Consider the following 25,964-nt stretch of genomic DNA (forward strand, 5'->3'; position numbering starts at 1 on the left):
CACAAGCAGCTCACATTCCCACGTATCAGAATCCGATATGAATCAGTAATACTGGTCTAGTAATATTTCCTCTACCATTTTGCACCTATTTTGACCACGTTTTATGTCAAAGATTGCCGAGGTTGTATGCGCGCCCTTCGCACGTGCCTGAGTCTGCTCTTTGCGTTCACGTTGCTGTGCTGGGTTGGTCTGAGCGGCACGCTCGCCACCCCCGCCGCATCCGCTCAAACGTCCAGCCCGCTGATCGTACTGAGCCAGCAGCTGATGGGGGCCACATCGCCCATCCCCAGCGGCAAGCCTTTTAAGATCCGCCTCACCTACGAGTGTAGCGGCTCGACTGGCACGGGCTGCAGCGATGTGGCGCTGACCACCACGCTACCCAGCTCGATCACGCAGGTGGCGCACACCGAAGACTCGAATGTGCAGAGCTTTAGCTACAACCCGGCCACCGGGCAGGCCACCTGGCTGATGAAGCCGCTGGCGCTGGGCACCACCGGCCAGTTTGAGCTGACGGTGCAGTTCAACACCGGCACCACCAGTAATGGCACCTCGGCGACGATCACCGCCGGGGCGACATCCAGCAACGCCACGCCCCAGAACCCCGGCGATATCGTGGCGACGGCCAGCGCGAGCGATCAGACCACCGTCAACAAGATCGTCATCGCCCCTGGCACCGCCGACTCCGACACGGTCTACCGCATCGCCGTCTGCACCGCCAGCGGCAGCGGCGAGGGCGCGCTGAACGCCACCGGCGTGAACGTGGTGGATCTGCTGCCTGCGGGGGCCAGCTTCATCTCGGCCATCCCTAGCCCAGCCTCGGTGGCGACCGTGGGCGGGCGCACCCAGCTGACATGGGCACCGCAGGATGTGCAGGTGCCCTCGTGCGCCTACTACCTGGTGCGCGTGGTGTTCCCAACTGGCGCAAATGCCGTGGGCGACAGCCGCACCAACGACGCCACGGTGTCGTACACGCCCTACGGCGGCTCGCTGGTGACAACGGCGGTAGCGACCACCCACACCATCCCAGTGGGCAACCCCGGCTTTACGGGCAGCAAGTCGGCCAATCTGGATTATGCTATTGTCGGCTCGGGTATCGAGTATGCGCTTGGGGCGCAGAATACTGGCAACGCCAACCTGACCAATGTCCAGATCGTGGACAACATCCCCGACAACCTGGATGTGACCAAGATCGACACGAATGGTGCCGAGATCACGGCGGTAGAGTATCAGAAGAACGGCAGCAGCACCTGGGTCGGCGGTGTGCCGACTGGTGCGGGTGTGGCGGTGGCCAGCTTCCCCGGCTTTGTGGCGGGCGACTATGTCTCGGCGCTGCGCTTCACCATCGGCAGCCTGCCCGTGTACACCGCTGTCGGCGGCATCACGATCTACAGCACGGTGATCAACCCGCCAAACGGCGGCGGGCCTGCCGCACCCATGCCGCTGCTGATCACCAACACCCTGCAGGGCTCGACCACCTACGGCGGCTCGACGGTGACCATGGCCAACACGCCGTCGGCCACAATCGACACCGACCAGCCGGAGCCGCGCCCAACCCTGAGCAAGACCGCAAACACCAACTCGGTCAACCCCAACGACAAGGTGACGTACACGGTCAGCCTAGAGAATCGCGGCTACCCGACCAACTCGCTAGACGCGCCGCAGCTCTCCGACCTGCTGCCAGCAGAGGTGACGTATCTGGCGGGCAGCTGGGCAGCGGTGGGCACCCTGCCGCCTGGCTGCGAGACCCCGGCCTTCAGCGCCACGCCCAACTACGGTGGCACAGGCCGCACCCTACTGCGCTGGGACTGGGCATCTACCGCATGTAAACTCTACGCTGGCGACCCCGAGGCCAAGCCGCGCGTGCCTGGCGACACCATCCGGCTCTCGTATCAGGTGCAGGTGAACCCCGGCATCGCCACGGGCACCGTTCTGCCTAACCACGTTGCGCTCACCAACTACACCAACATCCCCAGCGATGTGAAGCCGATCGACTGCACCGACACCACCGACCGGGCCATCTACACCAGCAACGGATCGGACCCGGCGAAGTTTTGCTCAATCGCTTCCACCGATGTGACCATCCTCTCATCGGCCCAGATCGAGTCGGCCAAATGGGTGAAGGGCCAGCTCGACAGCGACTTCAGCCGCGACCCAGTGGTAGGCCGCACCGTGCGCGGCGGCAACCTCACATTTGCGATGGTGCTCAACAACACCGGCAACATCGACTTCAACAACCTGCAGGTGATCGACCTGCTGCCCTACAAGGATGCCGACGCCACACCAACATCGAACGTGGGCACCCGCGATCAGGCCTCGCTTGGAACCGCCTGGACGCCCTACCTCGCAGAGCCGATCGATGTGATGCCTGCGGTGCCCGGCCTCGTCATCTACTATAGCTCCGAGGAAAACCCCTGCCGACCACTGGTGGTCGATAGCCACCCCGACGCCACCTGCACGCCCATGACCGTGGGCACCACCGCCGGGCCTGGCATGTGGAGCACGAACCTGCCCGCCGACCCGACCGCCATCCGCTCGGTCTGGTTCAAGTTCCCGGCTGGCTACACGCTGCAGCGCGGCCAGCAGGTGCGCTTCGAGTACACCATGTATGCCCCCAGCGACGCCCCGCTGGCCACCGCAGGCGGCGACGGCAACTTCGGCAACAACGACGACACCAATGTGGCCTGGAACACCTTCGCCTACCGCGTAAACCGCGCCGACGACAGCAGCACGCTGGTGGCACAGCCGCCCCGCGTGGGTATCGAGGTGGCGACCGACAGCACGACGGCCAGCTATGGCAACTATGTCTGGCACGACACCGATGCGGATGGCACCCAAGACGAAGGGCCGGAAAGCGGCATCAACGGCGTGACCGTGAACCTGTACACCTCGGCAGGGGTGCTGGTGGGCACGCGCGTCACCAACTACGATAGCACGGGCAACCCCGGCTACTACCTGTTCGGTGGCCTCACCCCAGGCGACTACTACGCCGAATTTGTGCTGCCCGATGGCTATAGCTTCACCAACCCCAACCTGGGCGGCGACGCCACCAAAGACAGCGACGGATCGATCGTGGTAAGCCCGACGGTGCGCCGCACCGCGACCGAGACGCTGACAGCTGGCGAGGAGAATCTCACCTACGACCAGGGCCTGACCACGCCGCCGGTGAGCATCGGCAACCGCGTGTGGTTCGACACCAACAACAACAGCCTGCTCGACGCGGGCGAGCTGGGCATCAGCGGCGTGGCGGTGGACCTGTTCCGCGACGCCAACGACGATGGCGTGCTGACGGGATTCGAGCACTACCCCGTGGCCACCGCCACCACCAACGGCACCGGCTACTACCTGTTCACCCAACAGGATCTGCTCAACGGCGCAGCGATCACGCCCGTGTCGCTCCAGCCCGGCTCCTACATTGTCGGCATGAACAAGTCGAACTTCAGCACGGGCGGCGCGCTGGTGGGCTACTATAGCAGCGGCACCCACATGCTCGGCACCGGCGAAACCGCCGAGGTGGCACCAGCCGACACCAACACCGACACCGACAGCGACGACAACGGCGCGCTGGTGCGCACCACTCCTGCGAATACTACGCCATTCTACCTGGGCGGCGTGCTCAGCTCGGCCACGCTGCTGAGCGCCAGCGAACCGACAGGCGAGACCAGCGCCGTGGGCATCGCCAACCAGGCCCCCGGCGGCGTGGCCATCGCCGATGACCACAGCAACGAGACCGTAGACTTCGGCTTCTACACGCTGAAGATGGGCAACCTTGTGTGGAAGGACGACGGCAGCGGCGCGAACTACAACAACGGCGTGAAGGACGCCGACGAAAATGGCCTCAGCGGGGTGACGGTGAAGCTCTACACCGCCGACGGCGTAACCGAGATTCCGGTGGGGCCTGACGGTATCCTGGGCACCGCCGACGACACAACCGGCGGCGTGACCACCGACGCAAGCGGCCACTATAGCTTCGGCGGCCTGGCCGACTCGACCTACACCGGCCAGCCCAGCGCGGGCTACGTGGTGAAGATCACCGCGCCCACCGGGCTGGTGAGCAGCGCCGACAAGGCTAGCACCGCCTCGCCTAGCAACGACCTAGATGAGGGCACCGACGAGAACGGCATCGGCACCGGCGGCGGCGTGATCGCCAGCGCCAGTAACGCCAGCGCCTTCCTGCTGGAAGCGGGCGAGGTCGCGGCGACGGTTACGGTAGACAACCCCACCGGCACCACCACCAACCCCACTGTGGACTTCGGCCTTGTGCCGATCTACTCGCTGGGCAACCGCGTGTGGTACGACACCAACAACAGCGGTACGGTCGACGGCGCGGAGGTGGGCATCAACGGCGTCCAGGTAGATCTCTACTACGCCGATGCCAGCGGGAACCCGACCGGCGCACGCCTGGCGACCCAGAACACCTCAAATGGCGGCTACTACCTGTTCACCGGGCGCTACCAGGGCGACTATGTGGTGGTGCTGCCTGCCGGGAACTTCGCCAGCGGCCAGCCGCTGCGTGGCTACGCCAGCAGCACCGGCAGCACCGATGACACCGACGTGGATTCGGACGACAGCGGGCGGGCGGGGACTGGCAGCTACGCCACATCCATCGTGAGCAGCAAGATCACGCTCGGCGCGGGCGACAGCGAGCCGACGGGCGAGCCTGCCACACCCGGCCACACCGACACCACCGTGGATGCCCGCTCGAACACGACGGTCGACTTCGGCTTCTACCGCCTAACCATGGGCAACCTGCTCTGGCACGATGTCAACAACGACGGCCTGTATCAGGCCAGCGGCATCGATGGCATTGCCGGAAATACCGATGATGAGAAGGGCATCAGCGGCGTGTTGGTCCAGCTCTACGACTCGACCAACGCCCTGGTGGCCACCACTACCACCAACACCAGCGGCCTGTATACCTTCGACCGCATCACCCAGGGCGCGCTTGCGGGCCATGGCCTGCTGGCTGGAAGCTACACCGTCACCATCCCCGCCAGCGAGTTCGCCTCGGGCAAGCCGCTCTTCGGCTTCTACAGCAGCCTGCAGAGCACCGCTGCGCCCGACCCCGACACCAACGTCGATAGCGACGACAACGGCGCGCCGAGCGCTGGCACACTTGTGACTTTGCCCTTCTCCCTCACGCCCGGCAGCGAGGCAGGCAAGCCCAGCAAGGTCATCACCAACAGCAACGGCACCACCAACGACCCGACCATCGACGTTGGCGTGCACACCATGAGCATCGGTAACCTGGTGTGGCACGACCTGAACAACGATGGCCTGAAGGACGCCACGGAGCCAGGGGTGGATGGTGTGACCGTGCGCCTGTACGCCGATAGCAACAAGGATGGCGTGGCCGATGGGGCTGCGCTGGCCACCGACACCACGTCGAACGGCGGGCACTACCTGTTCAACGGCCTGACCGATGGCAGCTCCTATCTTGTCGAGATCGATCTGCCCGCTGGCTACACATCCAGCAACGGCCAGATCGACGACCTAACCGCATCTACGCCCTACGAGCCGGGCATCGCCGAGAGCGGCAGCGCCGCCGATGATGGCAAGGACCACGGCACACGCTCAGGCAGCGTGGTGCGCAGCGGAACCATCACCCTTGGCGCAAACACCGAGCCGACGGGCGAGGCCGACACCGCAGTCTCATCGGGCAAGGCCAACAGCGCCACCGACAGCAACAGCCAGTTCACCATCGACTTCGGCATCTACGCGCCGCTGAGCCTGGGCAACATGGTCTGGATCGATGCCAATAACGACGGCATCTACCAGATCACCGAGACCATGGCCCCGGATGGCGTGAAGGTCAGCCTCTACTGGGACCAGAACGGCGACAGCAGCATCAGCGGCGGCGAGACCACCGCCGTGCGCACCACCACCACATCGGGCGGGCTATACCTGTTCGACACGCTGGTGCCTGGGAACTACCGCGTAGCGCTCGACGCCAGCAACTTCACCGCCGGAGGTCTGCTGGCGGGCTATGTGAGCAGCACCGGCGCTCTGGGCAACGCCACCGGCCCGAACGAGGGCGCTGCCACCCCCGCGCCGGATACCAACATCGACGGCGACGACAACGGCACCACCGTCTCTGGCGAGGTGCGCACCGCAGCCCTGGTGACGCTGTCCGCAGGCAGCGAGCCAACCGGCGAGACCCCGGACAACGACCCGATAACGCCCGACGCCAACGAAAACCTGACGGTGGACTTCGGCGTGTTTCTGCCCGCATCGCTTGGCGACTATGTGTGGGTGGATGCGAACCGCGACGGCGACCAGGGCATAGCCGAGGGCGGCGTGGACGGCATCACCGTGCGCCTGTATGATGGCGCAACCCTGCTGGCCACGGCGCTCACCGGGGATGACCCCAACACAGCGGGGGCGCAGCACGGCTACTACCACTTCCCCAACCTGGAGGCCAACAAGACCTACACGGTGAAGCTGGACAATCCCGCCAACTTCAGCAGCGGCGGGCCGCTCTTCGGCTATGTCCTCACCACCGCCGATGCCGCCTCGGCCAGCGACGCGACCGATAGCGACGCGGCGATAGTGGGCGGCTTCGCAAGCATCACCGCAGCCACCGGCGCGGCTGGCACCGACACGCCCACCTACGACGTTGGCTTCTACCCGGTGGCCTCGCTGGGCGACTATGTGTGGATCGACACCAACGCCAACGGCGTGCAGGACGCGGGCGAAAACGGGGTGGACGGTGTGACCGTCAGCCTGTACAACGGCGCGACCTTGGTCGGCACTGCCACCACCGGCGACAACCCGGCCACGCCCGCCACCGAAACCGGCTACTACCACTTCGCCAACCTCTACCCCAGCACCACCTATACGGTGAAGCTGGATAACGCCGCCGACTTTACCACCGGCGGCCCGCTCGCGGGCTACGCGCTCAGCGTGCGCGACCAAGGCGGCAACGACGCGACCGACTCCGACGCCGACACCATCGGCGGCGTGCCCACCATCGGCGCGGCTCCCACCGGCGCGGCAGGATCCGACACGCCCACCTACGACTTTGGCTTCTTCCAGGCCGCCGCCCTCGGCGATTATGTCTGGCTCGATGCCAACGCCGACGGCGTCCAGGACGCAGGCGAGACCGGCATCGACGGCGTCACCGTCTCGCTCTTCACCACGAACGGGGCCGACGGCATCGCCGGGAATGCCGACGACACCCTGCCCGTGGCCACCACCGTGACCGGCGACAACCCCGCCACGCCTGCCACCGAGCAGGGCTTCTACCTGTTCACCGGCCTGCGCCCCAGCACCACCTACACCGTGAAGCTGGACCGCGCCGCCGACTACACCTCCGGCCCGCTCGCTGGCCTTGTGCTCACCACCCAGGACCAGCCCGCCACCACCGACCAGCTCGACAGCGACGCCGCGCTCGTCTCCGGCCTGGCCCAGATCACCACAGCCCCTACCGGCGCGGTCGGCTCCTCCACCCTGACCTACGACTTCGGCTTCTTTCTGCCCGCCGCGCTGGGCGACTTCGTCTGGCACGACACCAACGGCAACGGCACCCAGGATGCGGGCGAAACCGGCATCGACGGCGTCACCGTCTCGCTCTTCACCGCGAGCGGGGCCGACGGCATCGCCGGGAATGCCGACGACGCGCTGCCCGTGGCCTCCGCCCTCACCGGCGACAACCCGGCCACCCCAGCCACCGAGCAGGGCTTCTACACCTTCCTCGGCCTGCGGCCCAACACCACCTACACCCTGAGGCTCGACAACGCCGCCGACTACACCTCCGGCCCGCTCGCGCCCTACCGCCTCACGGCCCAGGACAGCGGCGCGGACAACGCCAAGGATAGCGACGCCGCCATCGTCTCGGGTGTCGCCCAGATCACCGCCGCCCCAACCGGCGCGGCTGGCTCCAACACCCCCACCTACGACGTCGGCTTCGTGGCCCCCGCCGCGCTGGGCGATTTCGTCTGGGATGATGCCAACCGCAACGGCACCCAGGACGCGACCGAGACGGGTATCGACGGCGTGACGGTCAACCTGTACGCCGCCGACGGCACCACGCTGATCGCCACCACCGTGACCGGCGACAACCCGGCCACGCCCGCCACCGAGCAGGGCTTCTACTCCTTCACCGGCCTGCTGCCCAACACCAGCTACGTCGTGAAGTTCAACAACCCCGCCGACTACGCCAGCGGCGGCCCGCTCTTCGGCTATGTCCTCACCACCGCCGATGCCGCCGCAGCCAGCGATGCGACCGATAGCGACGCCTCGGTAGTGGCTGGAACCAACCAGATCAGCGCGACCACGGGCGTGGAGAACACCGACACGCCCACCTTCGACGCTGGCTTCTACGGTATCACTGGCCTAGGCGACTACGTCTGGCTGGATACCAACAGCGATGGGGTGCAGGATGCGACCGAGACCGGCATCGATGGCGTGACAGTGAACCTGTACGCCGCCGATGGCACCACGCTGATCGCCACCACCGTGACCGGCGACAACCCGGCCACGCCCGCTACCGAAACCGGCTACTACCACTTTGCCAGCCTGGAGGCCAACACCACCTACATCATCAAGCTGGACAACCCCAGCGACACGGCGGCTGGCGGCCCGCTGGCGGGCACGCTGCTCACCACGGCCAACGCGGCAAGCGCCACCGACCTGACCGACTCTGACGCGACGCTGGTGGGCGCTATCCCCAGCATCACCGCCACGACCGGGGCGATCGGCAGCGATGACCCGACCAACGACTTTGGCTTTGTGAAGAGCTACGCGCTGGGCAACCGCGTGTGGTTCGACACCAATAACGACGGCATACACGACTCGGATGAGCGCGGCGTGGCGGGCGTGATGGTGCAGCTGTACAGCGACACCAATACCAACGGCTACGATGCCACCGACACGCTGCTGGGGCAGACCACTACCAACGCCGACGGCTACTATCTGTTCAGCAGCCTGCCCGCCGGAAGCTACTCGCTGGTCATCCCCGAGAGCAGCTTCACCACTGGCGGCGCGCTGGTGGGCTACTGGAGCAGCCTGACCGGCTACAGCACCGCCGGAGCGCTGGCCGAGACCGCCGCGCCCAGCCCCGACGGCGACATCGACAGCGATGACAACGGCACCATGGTCGGTACGCTGGGCCAGCCCGGCGGCTACGTGGCCAGCCTCACCGTCACCCTGGGCAGCGGCACAACCGACGACGAGCCGACCGGCGAGGATGACCCGACCGACGGCATCGCCGATGCCACCCCCGACGCCCGCTCGAACATCACGGTGGACTTCGGCTTCTACACGGCCTCGCTGGGCAACCTGGTGTGGCACGACACCAACAACAGCGGCACGTTCCAGCCAAACGGCGCGGACGGCATTGCCGGAAACGCCGACGACGAGACCGGCATCGCCGCGGTGGTGGTAGAGCTGTGGCCCGCCGACAGCGCAGGCGCGACGGCGGGGGCGAGCCCCATCCAGACCGCCACAACCCTGGCCGGCGGCAGCTTCAGCTTCGTGGGGCTGCCGCAGGGCAGCTACATCGTGCGGCTGGCCCAGAGCAACTTCGCCACCGGCGGCGCGCTGGAGGCCTTCCGCAGCAGCACGGGCGGCGTCTCGCTCACCTCGGGCGCGTTCGAGCCTGCGCCCAGCCCGAACGACGGCACCGACAGCGACGACAACGGCACCATGGTGATCAAGGCGGGCCTGATCGAGACCATCGACAGCCAGCCGATCACGCTGCAGCCGGGCACATCGGCCACGGGCAGTGGCATCACGGTGGACAACCCCAGCGGCTCGACCAGCAACACCACCGTTGACTTCGGGGTGTACAAGCCGCTGAGCCTGGGCAACACCGTCTGGCTCGACCTGAACAACTCAGGCACGCAGGAGGTGCGTGAGGATGGTGTGCCGGGCGTGCAGGTGCAGCTCTTCCGCGGCGGCGTCGAGGTGCCGGTCGGCCCCGATGGCGTGCTGGGCACCGCCGATGACGCCCTGGGCGGGGTGCTGACCGATGCCAGCGGCCACTACCTGTTCCAGATGCTCACGCCTGGCCAGTATGTGGTGGTGGTTACGCCGCCCGCCGGGTACAGCTCCAGCACCGGCAAGATCAGCACCAACCAGGATCAGAGCGGCCCCTATGAGCCAGCGCCCAGCCCGAATGACGATATCGATGGGAATGATGATGGCACGCTCAGCAGCGGCGTTATCAGCAGCCTGCCGATCACGCTGATCTCGGGCGGCGAGCCGGTGAACGATGGCGATACCGACGCGCAGACCAACCTGACGGTCGACTTCGGTATCTTCCAGCCCGCCAGCATCGGCAGCCTAGTGTGGGTCGACACCGATGGCGATGGCGTGCACGACCCCGGTGAGAACGGTGCGCCCGGCATCACCGTGACGCTCTACGACCAGAGCGGCACGCCGATCGCCACCACCACCACAAACACCGATGGCTCCTGGTTCTTCGGCAGCCTGCCCGGCGGCACCTACACGGTCGGCTTCAGCAACCTGCCGCCGGACTTCACCTTCAGCCCTGCGCACCAGGGCGACCCAAGCAGCGACAGCGATGTCGACCCGAACACCGGCATGACCGACACGATCACGATCACGCCTGGCACGCACGACACCACCATCTTCGCTGGTATCCTGCCCATCCCGCCCACGGCGATCACGCTGCTGAGCTTCACCGCCAGCTACGAGCAGGGTGCGGCGGTGCTGCGCTGGGCCACCGGCGCGGAGGTGGACAGCCTCGGCTTCCACATCTACCGCAGCGCCACGCCCGACCGCGCGGCGGCAGAGCGGGTGAGCGCCGCGCTCATCCCGGCCCAGCACCCGAACGGCGGCAGCTACGCCTGGGCCGATGCCAGCGCCACCGGGGGCCAGCGGTTCTACTACTGGCTTGAGGAGATCGGCACCGATGGCATGGCGCACACCTACGGCCCGGCCACGCTCGCCGCGCCCTCGGCCACCACGACCACCATCTACCTGCCGATCGTGACACGGTAGGCTCGGCACGGAAAGGCGGGCGCGGGAAGCGACCTTCCCGCGCCCGCCTTTTTGCGCTATTTCTGGTACACTACCCTGCGCAGCGCCCTTGCTGCACCATACAAACGTCCCCCGCCGCAGCCGCGCGCCACTGGCCGCAGCTGCGGCGGTATCTGCGAAAGGGGCAGGGAGCGCACCATGGATCACGCGCACCTTGATACATTTGCCAGCCTCGATCTGCTGCGCGCCGCCCGCACCGGCGTGCCCGAGGTGGTGTATGCCGAGAACAAAACACCCGAGCAGACCGTGGCCATCGCCCAGCGCATGCTGGACGCCAACGGTCGCGCCCTGATCAGCCGCGTGGCCCCGCCCACCCTGGCCGCGCTTGAGGCAGCCCTGGGCGACGCCGTGGTGTGGGAGCGCTTCACCACCGCGCGCACGGTGGCCATCCATCGCCCCGGCCACGAGGTGACGCCAAACGGCGGCGCGGTGGGCGTGCTGACCGCAGGCACCAGCGACATCCCCACCGCCGAGGAGGCAGCGGCGCTCTGCCGCGAGATGGGCTGCGCCGTGCACACCGCCTACGACGTGGGCGTGGCCGGGCTGCACCGCCTGTTCGAGCCGCTGCGCCGCATGCTGGATGCCCCGGTCGATGCGATCATCGTGGCGGCGGGGATGGATGGCGCGCTGCCCTCGGTGGTGGCCGGGCTGGTGGATGTGCCGGTGGTCGGGCTGCCCACCGCCGTGGGCTACGGCTTCGGCGGCGGCGGCATGGGCGCGCTCACCAGCATGCTGCAGACATGCGCGCCCGGCCTGGCGGTGGTGAATATCGACAATGGCATCGGCGCGGGCGCGATGGCCGGGCGCATCGCGGCGCGGGCGGGCGCGGCCCGCCGCAGAGCGGAGGAGACCAATGGCAACGCTTGATGAAAAATACGCCCTGCTGCTCGACCAGCTGCGCGGGCTTGGGTCGGCGCTGGTGGCGTTCTCGGGCGGGGTGGATAGCACCGTGCTGCTGCAGGCCGCCCACGAGGCCCTGGGCGACCGCGCCATCGCGGTGACGGCGGACTCGGAGACCTACCCGCGCGAGGAGCTGGCCGAGGCCCGCGAGCTGGCCGCCCTGATCGGCTGCGAGCACCTGGTGGTGCACACCAACGAGCTGGAGAACCCCGGCTACGCGGCCAACGCGCCCGACCGCTGCTACTACTGCAAAAAGACGCTGTTCAGCGAGCTTGAGCCGATCGCCGCCGAGCGCGGCGTCGCCGCCATCCTCTACGGCGCGATGGCCGACGACGTGGGCGACCACCGCCCCGGCCACCGCGCCGCCCACGAGTTCCGCGTGCTCAGCCCGCTGCTGGATGCGGGCATCGGTAAATCCGAGATCCGCGCCCTGGCCCAGCGCATGCGCCTGCCGAACTGGAACAAGCCATCCTACGCCTGCCTCTCCTCGCGCATCGCCTACGGCGAGCAGGTGACCGCCGAAAAGCTGCGCGTGCTGGATGAGGCCGAGCGCTTCGTGCGTGGCCTGGGGCTGAGCCAGTTCCGCGTGCGCCACCACGACACCCTGGCGCGGCTGGAGCTGCTGCCCGACGAGATGCCCCTGGCCATGGAGCACCGCGACGCGATCGTGGCGCGGCTGAAGGAGCTGGGCTACATCTACGTCACGCTCGATCTCCAGGGCTTCCGCAGCGGCAGCATGAACGAGCCGCGCAAGGCCAAGGGCCAGACCATCGAGCTGATCATCTAGCAGCACAAGACCGCGCGCTCTGCCTGGTACATGAGGCAGAGCGCGCGGCACCCACAGCGACCGCACAATTTCACCCCACGCCGATCAGCCCTGCGAGCGCATGCAGAACACAAACAGGCGCACCGAGTGAAAGCGCTCGATGTCGGGCCAGGGCAGCCCCAGCAGCGCCAGCTCGGCTGGCTCCGACTTCTCGCCGTTGATGTAGCAGTCCACAAACACATTATTGCCGTTCTGCCCACGGTAGAGCATCACCGTGTTGAACATGCGCTCGGGCGGCAGCTCGGCCAGCAGTGCATGGCCGAGCGACACGACGAGCGGCTGCTGCTCAAGAAATGGCCCAAGATCGGCCTGCACATCCTGACCGCGCATCACATAGGGGCTGACAAACAGATCCCAGCCCGGCAGCCCATCGGGCAGCCAGAGCGTGCCGTACATGGCCTGCTGATGCAGCAGCGAGAAGATCGGCGGAATGACGCAGGCGCACCACTGGTCGGCGGCGTTGGCAACCGCATCGCCCAGGCCCGCTCCGATCCCCGTGGCGCAGCTGACGATCAGGCTGTCCTCGCGCTCGACATTCAGCGCCACTGCCAGATCGAGATGCACCAGCGAGATCTGCTCGCCGGAGGGATAGCTGTTTTCCTCATGCTCGGCGTGGGTGACAAACACGCCCACCGTCGGCCAGCGCGCGAAGCGCACGCCGCCGCCCTGGAGCGAGCAGGCGATGTCCGAGGCCGCAAGAAACGACTGGATCACCTGCAGCGCGGCCTGGCGTAGTTCCTCAGGCATAGCATCCTCGTGTAGAAAAGCGCGCCGGGGCCGACCCTAGACGCACCACAGCTCGTACGCGCCGCCCACAAAGTCTTTACAGATCTGGCCGAGCTCCACTGCCTCCTCGGCGCTCAGGTCGCGCTCGCCCCATGCCTGCCACAGCGCATAGGCCCGCCCCAGCGCCGCATTCATGCGCGGCAGGTTGGGGTAGGCCGCAGCGAAGGCTTCCACCGTCTCGCGCTTGCCGCCCACATACACGCCCTGCGTGGCCAGGCCGATAGCCGCCGAGCGAAAGATCGGCGAGAACAGGAAGGCCGACAGCTCGGGCACCACCTGGGCCTGATCCTGGGCCTGGGCGAGGGCGTGCAGCATGTTCAGGCCAAACTGCGCGATGTCTTGGGCGCGGCTCTCATCCGGCTCGGGCAGGCGCGGCAGCAGATCCTCGCCGTAGATACGGCGGGCGGTGGCCACAAAGTTATGGTACTCGAAGCCCGCGCCAAGGAACGAGGCCTCCTCGTCGATCTCGCCCAGGCTGGTGAAGGTGGCGCTCACCGGCTCGGGGTTGAAGCGCAGCAGCGCGGGCAGGTGGCGCTGGCCCAGCAGCTCGGCCTGACGGGCGATGTCGTGCTCCACCTGGGCATCACGCTCGTTCAGCACCACAAACAGGTCGATGTCGCTGCGGCCCGGGGTGTGGTCGCCACGGGCGACGCTGCCGCCCAGGTAGATGGCGGCGATGGCGGCGGCGTGGCGGTCGGCGCAGTAGGCGGCAAAGGCCTCAAGCGCCGCGTCGTAGTTGTTGGTTGTCAAGCGGCATCTCCTCTCGGCAGTCGGTCCGCCGCGCCACGGGTCGGGCGCTGCTTCAGGCCGGCGCACCGCGAATGGTATAGCAAAAGCCGCGTCGGCACAAGCGCGCCGGGGCGGAGAACCTTTACCACCAAGACGCCAAGACACCAAGGGAACAAATACCGCGAAGGCACGAAGGGGAACCTTTACCACCAAGACGCCAAGACACCAAGGGAACAAATACCGCGAAGGCACGAAGGGGAAGATCGGAGCAGGTTTTCAGCTCGCCCATCCGGCGAAGGTGTGCCATGATGCCTGCTGGCCATAATCAGCATTGATGATAAAGACCGCAATCGTGCGTATCGCTCATTTTCATCAAAAAATAGCTATACATTGCGCCAGCTCTGGCTCAGCCCACGATCTGCACCTGCTGCATGCCGCGCACCGAGTTCAGCAGGTAGACGCGCGGGCTGCACAGCACATCCTGAACGCTCAGCACGCGCTCGCGCAGGCGGCCCTGCTGCAGCAGCCAGGCCCGCTGGGTGCCCGCCAGCAGCCCGCAGCTCACCGGCGGGGTGTAAAGGGTTCCATCCACCTCCACTGCGATATTCGCCACGGTGGTCTCGGTCGCGTGGCCATCCTCGTTGAACAGCAGCACGTCGCGCTGCCCAGGCCGCAGCCGCAGCGCTTCCTCGTACACAATGCGGCGGGTGGTCTTGTGGTAGAGAAACACGTCGCGGCGGTCAATCGGCTGCGCGGCCAGGGCCAGATCACCAAAGCGCAGGGCCTCCGGCCCTAGCGCCACGGCCTGGCAGGCCACCGCGCCCGCGCGCGCGAGCAGCAGGCGCACGCGGTGGGGCGCGGCGGGCAGGCCCGCCGCCAGCGCGGCCAGCTCGCTGCGGATCTGCGGCAGCTCGATGCGGAACCCAAAGTAGTCGGCGGAGCGGGCCAGCCGGGCCAGGTGGTGCTCTAGCAGCGCGTAGCCGCCCTCGGGCGACCAGCGCATGGTCTCCAGCAGGTCGAAGTCGCGCGGGCGCGGGGTGAGCACGCGGGCCTTGGTCAGGCTCTCCTCGTACTCGCCCGCCGCCGTGGAGTCCCACACCACCCCGCCGCCCACGCCGTACTCGGCCTGGCGGGTGGGGCGGTGCAGCAGCACGGTGCGGATGGCCACATTCAGCTGGGCCTGCCGCCCCGGCGCAAAAAAGCCGATCGCGCCAGTGTAGATGCGCCTGGGCGTGGTCTCCAGCTCCGCGATGATCTCCATGGTGCGGCGCTTGGGCGCGCCCGTGATCGATGCGGGCGGGAAGGTGGCCTGGAGCACGCGCTCCAGCGGCGCGTGCGAGCGCGCCGCCACGGTGGAGGTGAGCTGCCAGACCGTGGGGTAGCGCTCGGCGCTGAACAGGGCGGGCACATGCACGCTGCCAAGCTCGGCCACGCGCCCCAGGTCGTTGCGCACCATGTCGACGATCATCACGTTCTCGGCCCGATCCTTCTCGGATGCGAGCAGCGCATCGCGCGTCGCGTGGTCTTCCTCGGGCCACAGCCCGCGCGCGGCGGTGCCCTTCATGGGCCGCGACTCGATCTGCTCGCCGTCGATCCGCAGGAACAGCTCGGGCGAGGCGCTGCAGATCGCCCACTCGCCCGTGTCCACAAACGCGGCGTACGGTGCCGCGCCATCCCCGGCGATCTGGGCGAACAGCTGCCACGGGTCTACATCGGCCTCCGCCTGCAGCCGGTAGGTGAAGTTAACCTGGTAGGTGTCGCCCGCCACGATGTACTCGCGGATGGCGCGCAGGCGGCGCTCGTACTCCTCGCGCGTGACCGAGGGCCGCCAGGCCAGCGCCTGCGGCTGCTCAATCGCAGCGATGTCTAGCTCACCCACGTGCTGAAACAGGCCGAACCAGATCAGCGGGAACGCGCCATCGGGCCGCACGGGCAGCCTCGGGTCGAAGGCCGGGGCCGCCTCGTACGCAATAAACCCGGCGGCGTGCAGGCCCGTCTCCTCCACCAGCGCCTCGATCTGGCGCACCAGCGGCAGCACCTCGTCGATCCGGTCGGTCGTGAGGATCTGGCGCGGCGCGGAGAACTCCAGCCAGCGCCCGCCAGCGCCATCGCGCAAAACCACTCGCCCCACGGCCTGCTGTTCCATCTTTACGCCCCCTTGATTGATGCCCATATACCGCCTCTGGAAGCTGGCATTATAGCCGACGGCGGGCGCAAAAAAGCAGGCGAGGTGCGAGACCTCGCCTGCCGGGTGAGCTAGGGCGCTGGGGCGCTAGGCATCCTGGGCGATGCGCTCCAGGCGGCGGCGGCGGGCCACGCCTGCGGCCTTGGCGTACTCCAGCAGCATGGCGGCGCGCTCGGGGTCGCTATCGCGCAGCTGGCGGTAGCGGGTCTCGTTGTAGAGGTAGTCCTCAAGCGGCACGCTCGCGGCCTTGGAGTCCAGGCTCATGCTCTTGGCCTCCAGGTCCGGGTTGAAGCGGAACAGCGGCCAGTGGCCAGACTGCACCGCCAGCTTCTGCTGGCTGAGGCCCATGCGCATGTCGATGCCGTGGGCGATGCAGTGCGCGTAGGCGATGATCAGCGCGGGGCCGTCATAGGCCTCGGCCTCCTGGAAGGCCTTCAGCGTCTGCTGGTCGTCTGCGCCCATGGCGATCTGGGCCACGTACACGTTGCCATACTCCATGGCCAGCAGGCCCAGGTCTTTCTTCGCCGTGGCCTTGCCCTTGGCGGCGAACTTGGCGACCGCGCCGCTGGGCGTGGACTTCGAGGCCTGGCCGCCGGTGTTGGAGTACACCTCGGTGTCCATCACCAGCACCTTGACGTTGCGCCCGCTGGCCAGCACGTGGTCGAGGCCACCGTAGCCGATGTCGTAGGCCCAGCCGTCGCCGCCGATGATCCACACGCTCTTGCGCAGCAGGTAGTCGCCGAGCGACGCCAGATCTTCCGCGCCGGGGATGCTGGGCGCGGCCTGCTTCAGCGCGTCGATGCGGGCGCGCTGGGCCGAGATCTCGGCCTCGGTGCCCTGCGGGGCGTTCAGCAGGCCATCGGCCAGCTCGTCGCCGATCTGGGCGCGGAACTGGTCCACCATCGTGCGGGCGCGCAGGTTCTGGGCGTCGATGGTCATGCGCATGCCCAGGCCGAACTCGGCGTTATCCTCGAACAGCGAGTTCGACCAGGCCGGGCCGCGCCCCTTGGAGTTGGTGGCCCACGGCGTGGTCGGCAGGTTGCCGCCGTAGATCGAGGAGCAGCCGGTGGCGTTGGCCACGTACAGCCGGTCGCCGTAGAGCTGGGTCAGCAGGCGCAGGTAGGGCGTCTCGCCGCAGCCCGAGCACGCGCCGGAGAACTCGAACAGCGGGATGAGCAGCTGGGTGTTCTTCAGCACGTTGGTGTTCAGCTTGGTGCGGTCGGTCTCGGGCAGGTTCGAGAAGAAGGTCCAGTTGGCCACCTCCTGCTCGCGCAGCGGGGCCTGCGGCTCCATGTTCAGCGCCTTGCGGCCAGGCTGCTGCTTGTCCTTCGCCGGGCAGATCTCCACGCACAGGCTGCAGCCGGTGCAGTCCTCGGGCGCGACCTGCAGGGTGTAGAGGTCGCCGGGCAGCTCCTTGAAGCGGGCCGGCATCGACTTGAAGGTCTCGGGGGCGCCGACCAGCTGGTCGGGCGCGTAGGCCGTGGCGCGGATGGCCGCGTGGGGGCACACGAACACGCACTTGCCGCACTGGATGCAGGCGTCGGCGTTCCACACCGGGATCTCGCTGGCCAGGTTGCGCTTCTCCCACTTGGTGGTGGCGGTCGGGTAGGTGCCATCGGCGGGCAGCATGCTCACCGGCAGCTTCTCGCCCTCGAAGGCGATCATCGGGCCAAGCACGTCGCGCACGAACGCGGGGGCCTCGGCGGGCACCGGCGCGCGGCGGTACAGCTCGGTCTGGGTGCGGGCCACCATGTCCTCGACATCAACCTCGGCCAGGTGGGCGATGGCGGTGTCGACGGCGGCGAAGTTCTTCTGCACCACCTCCTCGCCGCGCTTGCCGTAGCTCTTGCGGATGCTCTGCTTGAAGCTGGCGATCGCCTGCTCGCGCGGCATCACGCCCGAGAGCGCGAAGAAGGCAGTCTGCATCACGGTGTTCACGCGACCGCCCAGGCCTGCCTTCTTGGCCACCGCCGCCGCGTCGATCACGAACAGGCGCAGGTGCTTGGCCACGATCTGGCGGCGCATGTCGGTCGGCAGGTTGTTCCAGACCTCGGCGGCGTCGAAGGGGCTGTTCAGCAGCAGCGTCGCGCCATCGGCCACGCCGCTCAGGATGTCCAGCCGCTCAAGGATGGTGAACTGCGAGCAGGCCACAAAGTTGGCCTGATCGACGATGTAGGGCGCGCGGATGGGCTGCGGGCCAAAGCGTAGGTGCGACGTGGTGACCGAGCCGGACTTCTTCGAGTCGTACACAAAGTAGGCCTGGGCGTAGTAGCCGGTGTCGCGCCCGATGATGCTGATCGCGCTCTTGTTCGCGCCCACGGTGCCGTCGGAGCCGATGCCCCAGAACACGCAGCTGGTCGCGCCCGGGGCCTCGATCGTGAAGCTCGGGTCGTAGTCCAGGCTCAGCTTGGTCACGTCATCCTGGATGCCCACGGTGAAGTGGCGACGCGGGGTCTCGCTCTTCAACTCGTCGAAGGCGGCCTTGGCCATGGCCGGGGTGAACTCCTTCGATCCCAGGCCGTAGCGCCCGCCGATCACGCGGATGCCTTCTTTGCCGCGCTCGATCAGGGCCGTCAGCACATCCTGGTACAGCGGCTCGCCGATCGCGCCCGGCTCCTTGGTGCGGTCCAGCACCGCGATCGAGCGCACCGTGGCGGGCAGCGCATCCACAAACGCGCTGATGTCGAAGGGCCGGAACAGGTGCACCTTCAGCACGCCCACGCGCTCGCCCTTGGCGCGCAGCGCCTCCACCGTCACCTCCACCGTCTCCGCGCCGGAGCCCATCACCACGATCACGCGCTCGGCCTCGGGGTCGCCCGCGTAGTCGAACAGGTGGTACTGGCGGCCCGTCAGCTGGGCAAACTTGTCCATGGTGCGCTGCACAATGCCCGCGCAGGCCAGATAGTAGGTGTTGGCCGCCTCGCGCGACTGGAAGAACACATCGGGGTTCTGGGCCGTGCCATGGATGACCGGGCTCTCGGGGGTCAGACCGCGCGCGCGGTGGGCCAGCACCAGCTTGTCGTCGATCATGGCCCGCAGGTCGTCGTCGGTCAGCCGCTCGATGGTGTTCAGCTCGTGCGAGGTGCGGAATCCATCGAAGAAGTGCATGAAGGGCACGCGGGCCTCAAGCGTGGCCGCGTGCGAGATCAGCGCCAGATCCTGCGACTCCTGCACGTTGTGCGAGCAGAGCATGGCCCAGCCAGCCTGGCGGGTCGCCATCACATCCGAGTGGTCGCCGAAGATCGAGAGGGCGTGGGTGGCCAGCGCGCGGGCCGCAACATGAAAAACAGCCGGCGTTAGCTCGCCGGCGATCTTGTACATATTGGGAATCATCAGCAGGAGGCCCTGCGAGGCGGTGAATGTGGTGGCGAGTGCGCCCGATAGGAGCGCGCCGTGGATGGCGCCTGCCGCGCCGCCCTCGGACTGCATCTCCACCACCTGCGGCACGCCGCCCCAGATATTCTTCTTGCCCACCGCCGTCCAAGCGTCGGCGTGCTCACCCATCGGTGTTGAAGGAGTGATCGGGTAGATCGCGATCACTTCGCTCAGCTTGTGAGCTACACCGGCCGCCGCTTCATTACCATCGATTGTCTCTCGTGGTCGCTGCATTGCCGTGCTCCCTAAATGGTTTTCTCGCACCCTGCGAGAACGAGTAACAGTTCACAGAAAACAGCACGCACGCACGCTTGCTTCTTTATCCCAAGGTGCGTACGAAAGTGACTGCTTTGTTTACCGTGAAACACTAGCACAGCGCTTTCAGCCATCGGGGAAATGTCACGCAACATACAGAAGAGAATCGTTCACAATTTATGTTATGTTAAATAAATCACAATCTGACTCATCGGGCCAGATCTGCTTTGGGAAGCCCTATACGCGTACCAGCCTCTTCGCTCTGCGCCCACAGGTCGTCGCAACAAAGATGATGCGTTCGTTTTTTTCCTTCGCGCCTTCGCGCCTTCGTGGTATTCATTCCTGTGGCCCCTTGGAGTCTTGGTGGTAAAACCATAGCCCCTAGCAGATCCGCCCCTGGGCTATTCTCAGAACAGCGCCCACAACGTATAATCAAGGCTATGCAAACACTTAAAATCATCTCGTGGAATGTCAACGGCATCCGCGCCGCCGAGAAGAAGGGCCTGCTCGACTGGCTGGCCGCATCGGGCGGCGACATCGTCGCCTTTCAAGAAACCAAGGCCAGCCCCGAGCAGCTCGGCCCCGCGCTGCTGCAGCCACAGGGCTACACCACCCACTGGGCCGCCGCCGAGACCAAGGGCTACAGCGGGGTGGCCACCTTCTCGCGCACGCCGCCGCTGGATGTGCGGCTGGGCCTGGGCGACCCGCGCTTCGACGGCGAGGGCCGCGTGCTGATCACCAAGTACCCCTGGTTCACCTTCTTCAACATCTACTTCCCCAACGGCGGGCGCGGGCCGCAGTGGGTCGCCCACAAGCTGGCCTTCTACGACCGCTTCCTGGCACTGGCGGGCGAGCTGATGGCGGCGGGCGAGAGCGTGGTGGTGGTGGGCGATGTGAACACGGCCTACGCCGAGATCGACATCGCGCGGCCCAAGGAGAATATCGCCGTCTCCGGCTTCATGCCCGAGGAGCGCGAGGCCCTGGGCAAGTTCTTCAGCGCAGGCCTGATCGACAGCTTCCGCCACCGCTACCCGCAAGAGGTGAAGTACAGCTGGTGGGCCATGCGGGCGGGCGCGCGCCAGCGCAACATCGGCTGGCGACTCGACTACATCTTTATCTCGCCCGACCTGCGCGAGCGGATCGTGGAGGCCGAGGTGCACTGCGAGGTGATGGGGTCGGACCACTGCCCGGTGAGCCTGACGCTAGCTGTGGACTAGGCAGAACGCCACGCACAAAAAAGCGCCGTCTGGGCTTTGGCAAAGCCCAGACGGCGCTTTTGCGCCAGCAGCTACGGCTGGCCCGCGCGCTCAAGCGAATCGGCGATCTGCGCATCCTCGGCGGCGATGCTAGAGGCGTACTGGTCGAGCGCGGCGCTGCGGCGCTGGCGCAGCGCCAGGGTCGCCACGGCGCGCACATCTTCCTCGGTGGCCTCCAGGCGGCTGTCGGCGGCGGCGCGGGCGCGGGCGGCCTCCAACAGGGCGATCTCGGCGCGGTGCGAGGGGATGCCCAGCGCCTGGATGCAGCGCAGGGCAAACTGCTCGGCGTGGGGGTGCAGCGCCACCATGGGCAAGATCTCGCGCGCCACGATGATCTCGGCCCGCAGCTGGGCGGTCTGGTCGGCGTAGCGCGCCCGGAAGGCCTGCGCATCGGCGCGGAAGTCGCGGGCGCGGCGGTAGACCTCCAGCCGCTCGGCTGGCTCGGCCAGCGGCGGCAGCCACACCCGCAGCCCGAAGCGGTCCATGATCTGCGGGCGCAGCGTGCCCTCCTCGGGGTTCATCGACCCCACCAGCACAAACTGCGTGGGGAACAGCCGCGTCATCGGCCCGCGCCGCACGAAGGTGCGCCCCTGGGCCGCCGCATCCAGGATGGCGTCGAGCACGTGTGGCTCCAGCAGGTTGATCTCGTCGATATAGAGCAGGTTGCGGTGCGCCCGCGCCAGCGCGCCCTCCTCCAACACGATCCGCTGCTGCTCCAGCGCCACCCGCTCGTTGATCCCGCCCACCACGTCCTCGATCCGCGCGTTCAGCGGCAGCTCAATGATCCGCATCGGGCCGGTGCGCACCAGCGTGGCCCCAGCCTCGTCGCGCTCCTCGCGCTCGATCGGCGGCATCACATCCACCAGCGCGCGCACCGCCGTGGTCTTGCCCACGCCATAGGGGCCCACCAGCAGCACGCCGCCCAGGCCGGGGTTCACCAGCGCCAGCACCAGCGCGGTCTTCAGCTCGGTCTGGCCGACCATGGCCAGAAAGGGGTAGGGAAGCAGTTCGTCGGTTGTCATCAGAGGATCTCGATGTCGCTGTCGAGAATCACCACATCTGGGCGATTCTCCTCAACCCAACGGACAACCGCATCCAGCTGGCCCTCGATGTAGGATGCCGAGCCAGAGACGCAGGCCACGCCGATCACGCCGCGCTGGTGCAGATCTTGGGCGTCGACCTCAGCGGTGGAGACGTTGAACTCGTTGCGCAGGCGCTGCAGCACCGATTTCATCACGCTGCGCTTTTCCTTGAGCGAGTGGACAGCCGGAAGGTAGAGGGTCAGTCGGCACGATCCGAGTATCATGTGGGTGTGTGCGCAATGCGCGCAGGGGGCCGCGTGCGGGCCTGCCCTGCATAAAGAGGCCAGCTAGTTCCACGACCCTGGGCCGCGCCAGCCGCCCTCGAAGGGGCTGCCTGGGTGGGCCGGCAGCAGCGAAAGCTCTGCCCGCAGGGAGGTCTCCATCTCGCGCAGCCGCGTGGCCACGTCGCACTCCAGCCAGTGCTGCTTCTGCGCGTTCTCCACCTGCAGCCGGTGGGCCATCCAGTAGGTCAGGTCGACCACGTCCTCGGGCAGGCTCGCGGCTTCGGCGCGCACCCCTGTGGCGGCGGCGATCGCATCCCAGTAGCGATCATACAGCCTGCGCAGCGTGCGGTCGGCGCCCTCGGCCAGGCTCTCGCGCCCCTCCTCCAAGTAGCTAACCATAGCCACATCGTAGGGCTGGCTACGCTGGATGCTGTCGATGCGGAAGCGCTGCTGGCCGAGCGTGTTGATCAGGTAGCGCCCATCGTCGAGCTTCACGCCATCGGAGATCTGGGCGGTGGTGCCCACCATGTGAAAGGTCGCATTGGGCTGCTCGGCCACGCCCGATGTGATCAGCACCACGCCAAACGGCTGGTTCTGATCGAGGCAGCTGGCGATCATCTCGCGGTAGCGCGGCTCGAAGATATGCAGCGCCAGCGGCGCGCTGGGGAACAGCACCAGCCCCAGCGGAAAAAGCGGGAGCGCGTGGGTCGCCATAGGAGACACCCCCTGCAGACGCGCGAACCATTCGGAAGGCCTACTCGGCGGTCCCTGTCCAGACCGAGGCGGCGTGGGTGCCCAGGTGCAGCTCGACCGTCAGCTCGATCTCGGCCCCCGAGAGGGCCTGCACTGCGGCGGCGGTATCGAACGGCTCGGCCACGCCCTCGCGCAGCACCAGCACATTGCCCAGGCGGATCTCCAGCAGGTCGGGCCGCAGATCTGCGCCCGACGCGCCCACCGCCACCAGGATGCTGCCCCAGTCGGCGATGTTCTGGGCGCAGGCCCAGCGCACGGCGGCGCTGCGCGAGATAGCGTGGGCGATCTTCTGGGCCTGCTGCTCGTCGGCGGCGCTGCGCACGTGGATCTGGATGAGCTTGCCGCCCGCCAGCGAGTCGCGGGCCACCTGCACCGCCAGGTCGGCGCAGATCGCATCCAGACCCTCCTGCCAGGCCCCATACTCCCACGACGAGGCGTCGGTGATCATGGGCACATCCGACGCGCCATTGGCGAACAGCAGGATGCCATCGTTGGGGCTGATGTCGCTATCTAGCGCCAGCCTGCCAAACGACCCCGCCACCGCCTGCTCTAGCGAGCGCGAGAGCAGCCGCCCATCGATCGCCACATCGCTGGTGAGCACGCAGAGCAGGGTGCCCTGGCGCGGGTAGACCATACGGCTACCCTTGGCCATGCCACCGATCACGATGCTGCGGCCCTCGCGCAGCGAGACCGAGATGGCGCTATCTTTCGGCCTGGTGTCGGTGGTGAGGATGGCCGTGGCCGCCCGCCGCCCGCCGCCGCTGTCTAGCTCGGATGCGGCGCGGCGGATGCCCTCGCGCATCTTCTCCATAGGCAGCGAGAGGCCGATCCTGCCGGTGGAAAGCAGCAGCACGCTGTCGCGCGGCACCTCCAGCTCGTCGGCGGACATCTTGGCGCACTCGACAGCGTTGGCAAGCCCCTGCGAGCCGGTGGCTACATTGGCGTGTCCGGCGTTGATCACCACCGCCCGCAGGCTCTCGCGGTTGCGGGCCAGCACCGCCTGGTTGAAGAAGATCGGCGCGGCTGATATGGTGTTGGTGGTGAATATGGCCGCCACGCGCGCAGGCTTGGCCGAGTAGACCATAGCCAGATCGCGCGCCTTGACCTCTTTTAACCCACATGAGACACCCGTTGCCCGATAGCCCTGTGGGGTGGAGACATGGCCTTCGTCGATGATTCGGTAGCTCATAGCGTGATGTTCAGCATGTCGTTCAGAATCCAGCTTCAACCATGGCGAGCATCCTACTCAGCTAGTGCCGTCCCCCGCCTGCGGTCGCGGCTACCACACCCGGCAGACCAGGCCCTTGAGGTACTCGCCCTCGGGGAAGGTCAGCGTCACCGGGTGGTCGGGCGACTGGGTCAGCCGCTCGATGATCTGCACATCGCGGCGCGCATCCACCGCCGCGCCAAAGATAACCTTCTGGAACAGATCGGCTGAGATCAGGCCCGAGCACGAGAAGGTGGCCAGGATGCCGCCCGGGCGCAAGATCTGCATCGCGATCAGGTTGATGTCTTTATAGCCACGGGTCGCGCGCTCGATATGGCCTGCGGCGTGGGCAAACTTGGGCGGGTCGAGGATGACCACGTCGAACTGGCGCTTCTCGAAGCGGTACTGCCGCAGCTTCTGGAACACATCGGCCACCTCGGACTCCACCGGCACCTGCACCCGGTTCAGCGTCAGGTTGGCCTGCAGGGCCTCGATGGCGGCGGCGCTGCTGTCGATCGCGGTGATCTGGCCCGCCCCGGCCTGGGCGGCGTAGAGCGTAAAGCCGCCGCTGTAGCTGAAGCAGTCGAGCACATCGCGGCCAGCGCAGTAGCTTGCCACCACGCGGCGGTTGCGCGACTGGTCGAGGAAGAAGCCAGTCTTCTGGCCGCCCTGGATCGAGGTATGGAACTTCATGGTGTGCTGGCGGATGACCAGCTGCTCGGGCGGCTCCTCGCCCCACAGCACGCCCTCGCTAGGCGGCAGGCTCTCTTTTTCGCGCATGTCGGGGTCGCTGCGCTCGTAGATGCCGCGCGGCTGCAGCATATCGGCCAGGATGGCGGTGATCAGCTCGGAGCGCGCCGCCATGCCCTGGGTCAGCAGCTGGATGCTAAGAAAGTCGCCGTACTTGTCGACGATCAGGCCGGGCAGGCCATCGGACTCGGCGAAGATCAGGCGGGCCGAGTCGCCCGAGCGGTCGGGGTCGAGCAGCATCTTGCGGCCAGCCACCGCGCGCTCGATCCGCCTGCGCAGCAGCTGCTCGTCGATCGGCTCGTCGCGGTCCCAGGTGAACAGGCGCACACGGATCTGCGACCCGCTGCTCCATGTGCCGCGCGCGAGCCACTCGCCGTCGGCATTGGCCACATCCACCGCGTCGCCGCGGCCCACATAGCCCTGCACGGTGCTGATCGCCCCCGAGAACACCCACGGGTGGCGCTGAATCACCGGCTTTTCTTTTCCAGGATTGAGAATAACCGTCGCCATATTGATCCCAACTCCACAAAGGTCAGCCACTGACGTTCGTGGTTGTATGGCCCGATACTGTAACACAGCTTGCAGCGCTCGGCAATAGCCACAGGCGCGGCCATACGACACCAACGATACTTCAC

At 67.2% G+C, this 25,964-nt stretch carries 13 protein-coding genes; 4 read left to right on the plus strand and 9 right to left on the minus strand.

Annotation, left to right across the window (positions count from 1 at the left end):
- The first annotated feature begins 126 nt into the window (after positions 1 to 126).
- The 3 genes from F8S13_03090 to larE all read left to right on the plus strand — a co-directional run bounded on the left by F8S13_03090 (position 127) and on the right by larE (position 12,688).
- The gene (locus tag F8S13_03090) at positions 127 to 10,962 is read left to right on the plus strand and encodes a DUF11 domain-containing protein (GenBank protein KAB8144837.1); all 10,836 of its coding nucleotides are present in this window, start codon (positions 127 to 129) and stop codon (positions 10,960 to 10,962) included.
- A 177-nt stretch (positions 10,963 to 11,139) separates the two neighbouring features.
- Complete coding sequence (gene larB, locus F8S13_03095; protein KAB8144838.1) at positions 11,140 to 11,868, plus strand: nickel pincer cofactor biosynthesis protein LarB; 729 nt, start codon at positions 11,140 to 11,142, stop codon at positions 11,866 to 11,868.
- Positions 11,855 to 12,688, plus strand: a complete 834-nt coding sequence (gene larE / locus F8S13_03100; GenBank protein KAB8144839.1) for an ATP-dependent sacrificial sulfur transferase LarE — start codon at positions 11,855 to 11,857, stop codon at positions 12,686 to 12,688. The genes larB and larE overlap by 14 nt, the downstream gene beginning before the upstream one ends.
- Before the next feature lie 84 nt (positions 12,689 to 12,772).
- Here the strand turns inward: larE and F8S13_03105 are convergent, their stop codons facing one another.
- The 4 genes from F8S13_03105 to nifJ form a co-directional block, all read right to left on the minus strand.
- Complete coding sequence (locus F8S13_03105; GenBank protein KAB8144840.1) at positions 12,773 to 13,474, minus strand: hypothetical protein; 702 nt, start codon at positions 13,472 to 13,474, stop codon at positions 12,773 to 12,775.
- Positions 13,475 to 13,510: 36 nt separating this feature from the next.
- Positions 13,511 to 14,506, minus strand: a complete 996-nt coding sequence (locus F8S13_03110) for a hypothetical protein (protein KAB8144841.1) — start codon at positions 14,504 to 14,506, stop codon at positions 13,511 to 13,513.
- 142 nt (positions 14,507 to 14,648) lie between these two features.
- A complete protein-coding gene (gene pabB / locus F8S13_03115) occupies positions 14,649 to 16,415 on the minus strand; it encodes an aminodeoxychorismate synthase component I (GenBank protein ID KAB8144842.1) in 1,767 nt (588 codons plus the stop codon).
- 99 nt (positions 16,416 to 16,514) lie between these two features.
- The gene (gene nifJ / locus F8S13_03120) at positions 16,515 to 20,036 is read right to left on the minus strand and encodes a pyruvate:ferredoxin (flavodoxin) oxidoreductase (GenBank protein ID KAB8144843.1); all 3,522 of its coding nucleotides are present in this window, start codon (positions 20,034 to 20,036) and stop codon (positions 16,515 to 16,517) included.
- Positions 20,037 to 20,497: 461 nt separating this feature from the next.
- On the opposite strand from nifJ, the gene xth reads away from it, so the two are divergent.
- Positions 20,498 to 21,274 (plus strand): exodeoxyribonuclease III, encoded by a 777-nt coding sequence (gene xth / locus F8S13_03125; GenBank protein KAB8144844.1) that lies wholly within the window; start codon positions 20,498 to 20,500, stop codon positions 21,272 to 21,274.
- Between the two features lie 71 nt (positions 21,275 to 21,345).
- Here xth and F8S13_03130 read toward each other — a convergent pair whose 3' ends face one another.
- The 5 genes from F8S13_03130 to F8S13_03150 all read right to left on the minus strand — a co-directional run bounded on the left by F8S13_03130 (position 21,346) and on the right by F8S13_03150 (position 25,839).
- Positions 21,346 to 22,335 (minus strand): AAA domain-containing protein, encoded by a 990-nt coding sequence (locus F8S13_03130; protein ID KAB8144845.1) that lies wholly within the window; start codon positions 22,333 to 22,335, stop codon positions 21,346 to 21,348.
- Entirely contained in the window at positions 22,335 to 22,619 is a 285-nt protein-coding gene (locus F8S13_03135) for a DUF503 domain-containing protein (GenBank protein KAB8144846.1), read from the minus strand. Before F8S13_03135 ends, F8S13_03130 begins: the two co-directional genes overlap by 1 nt.
- Before the next feature lie 63 nt (positions 22,620 to 22,682).
- Positions 22,683 to 23,333 carry a peptidase S16 gene (locus F8S13_03140; protein KAB8144847.1) on the minus strand — a complete coding sequence of 217 codons (651 nt, stop codon included), beginning with the start codon at positions 23,331 to 23,333 and terminating at the stop codon, positions 22,683 to 22,685.
- A gap of 40 nt (positions 23,334 to 23,373) precedes the next feature.
- Positions 23,374 to 24,561, minus strand: a complete 1,188-nt coding sequence (locus F8S13_03145) for an arginine biosynthesis protein ArgJ (GenBank protein ID KAB8144848.1) — start codon at positions 24,559 to 24,561, stop codon at positions 23,374 to 23,376.
- A gap of 90 nt (positions 24,562 to 24,651) precedes the next feature.
- Positions 24,652 to 25,839: a methyltransferase domain-containing protein gene (locus F8S13_03150; GenBank protein KAB8144849.1), complete on the minus strand. Its 1,188-nt coding sequence runs from the start codon at positions 25,837 to 25,839 to the stop codon at positions 24,652 to 24,654.
- Positions 25,840 to 25,964 lie beyond the last annotated feature (125 nt).

The organism is Chloroflexia bacterium SDU3-3 (assembly GCA_009268125.1).
In the GTDB taxonomy this organism is placed as follows: Bacteria; Chloroflexota; Chloroflexia; order Chloroflexales; family Roseiflexaceae; genus SDU3-3.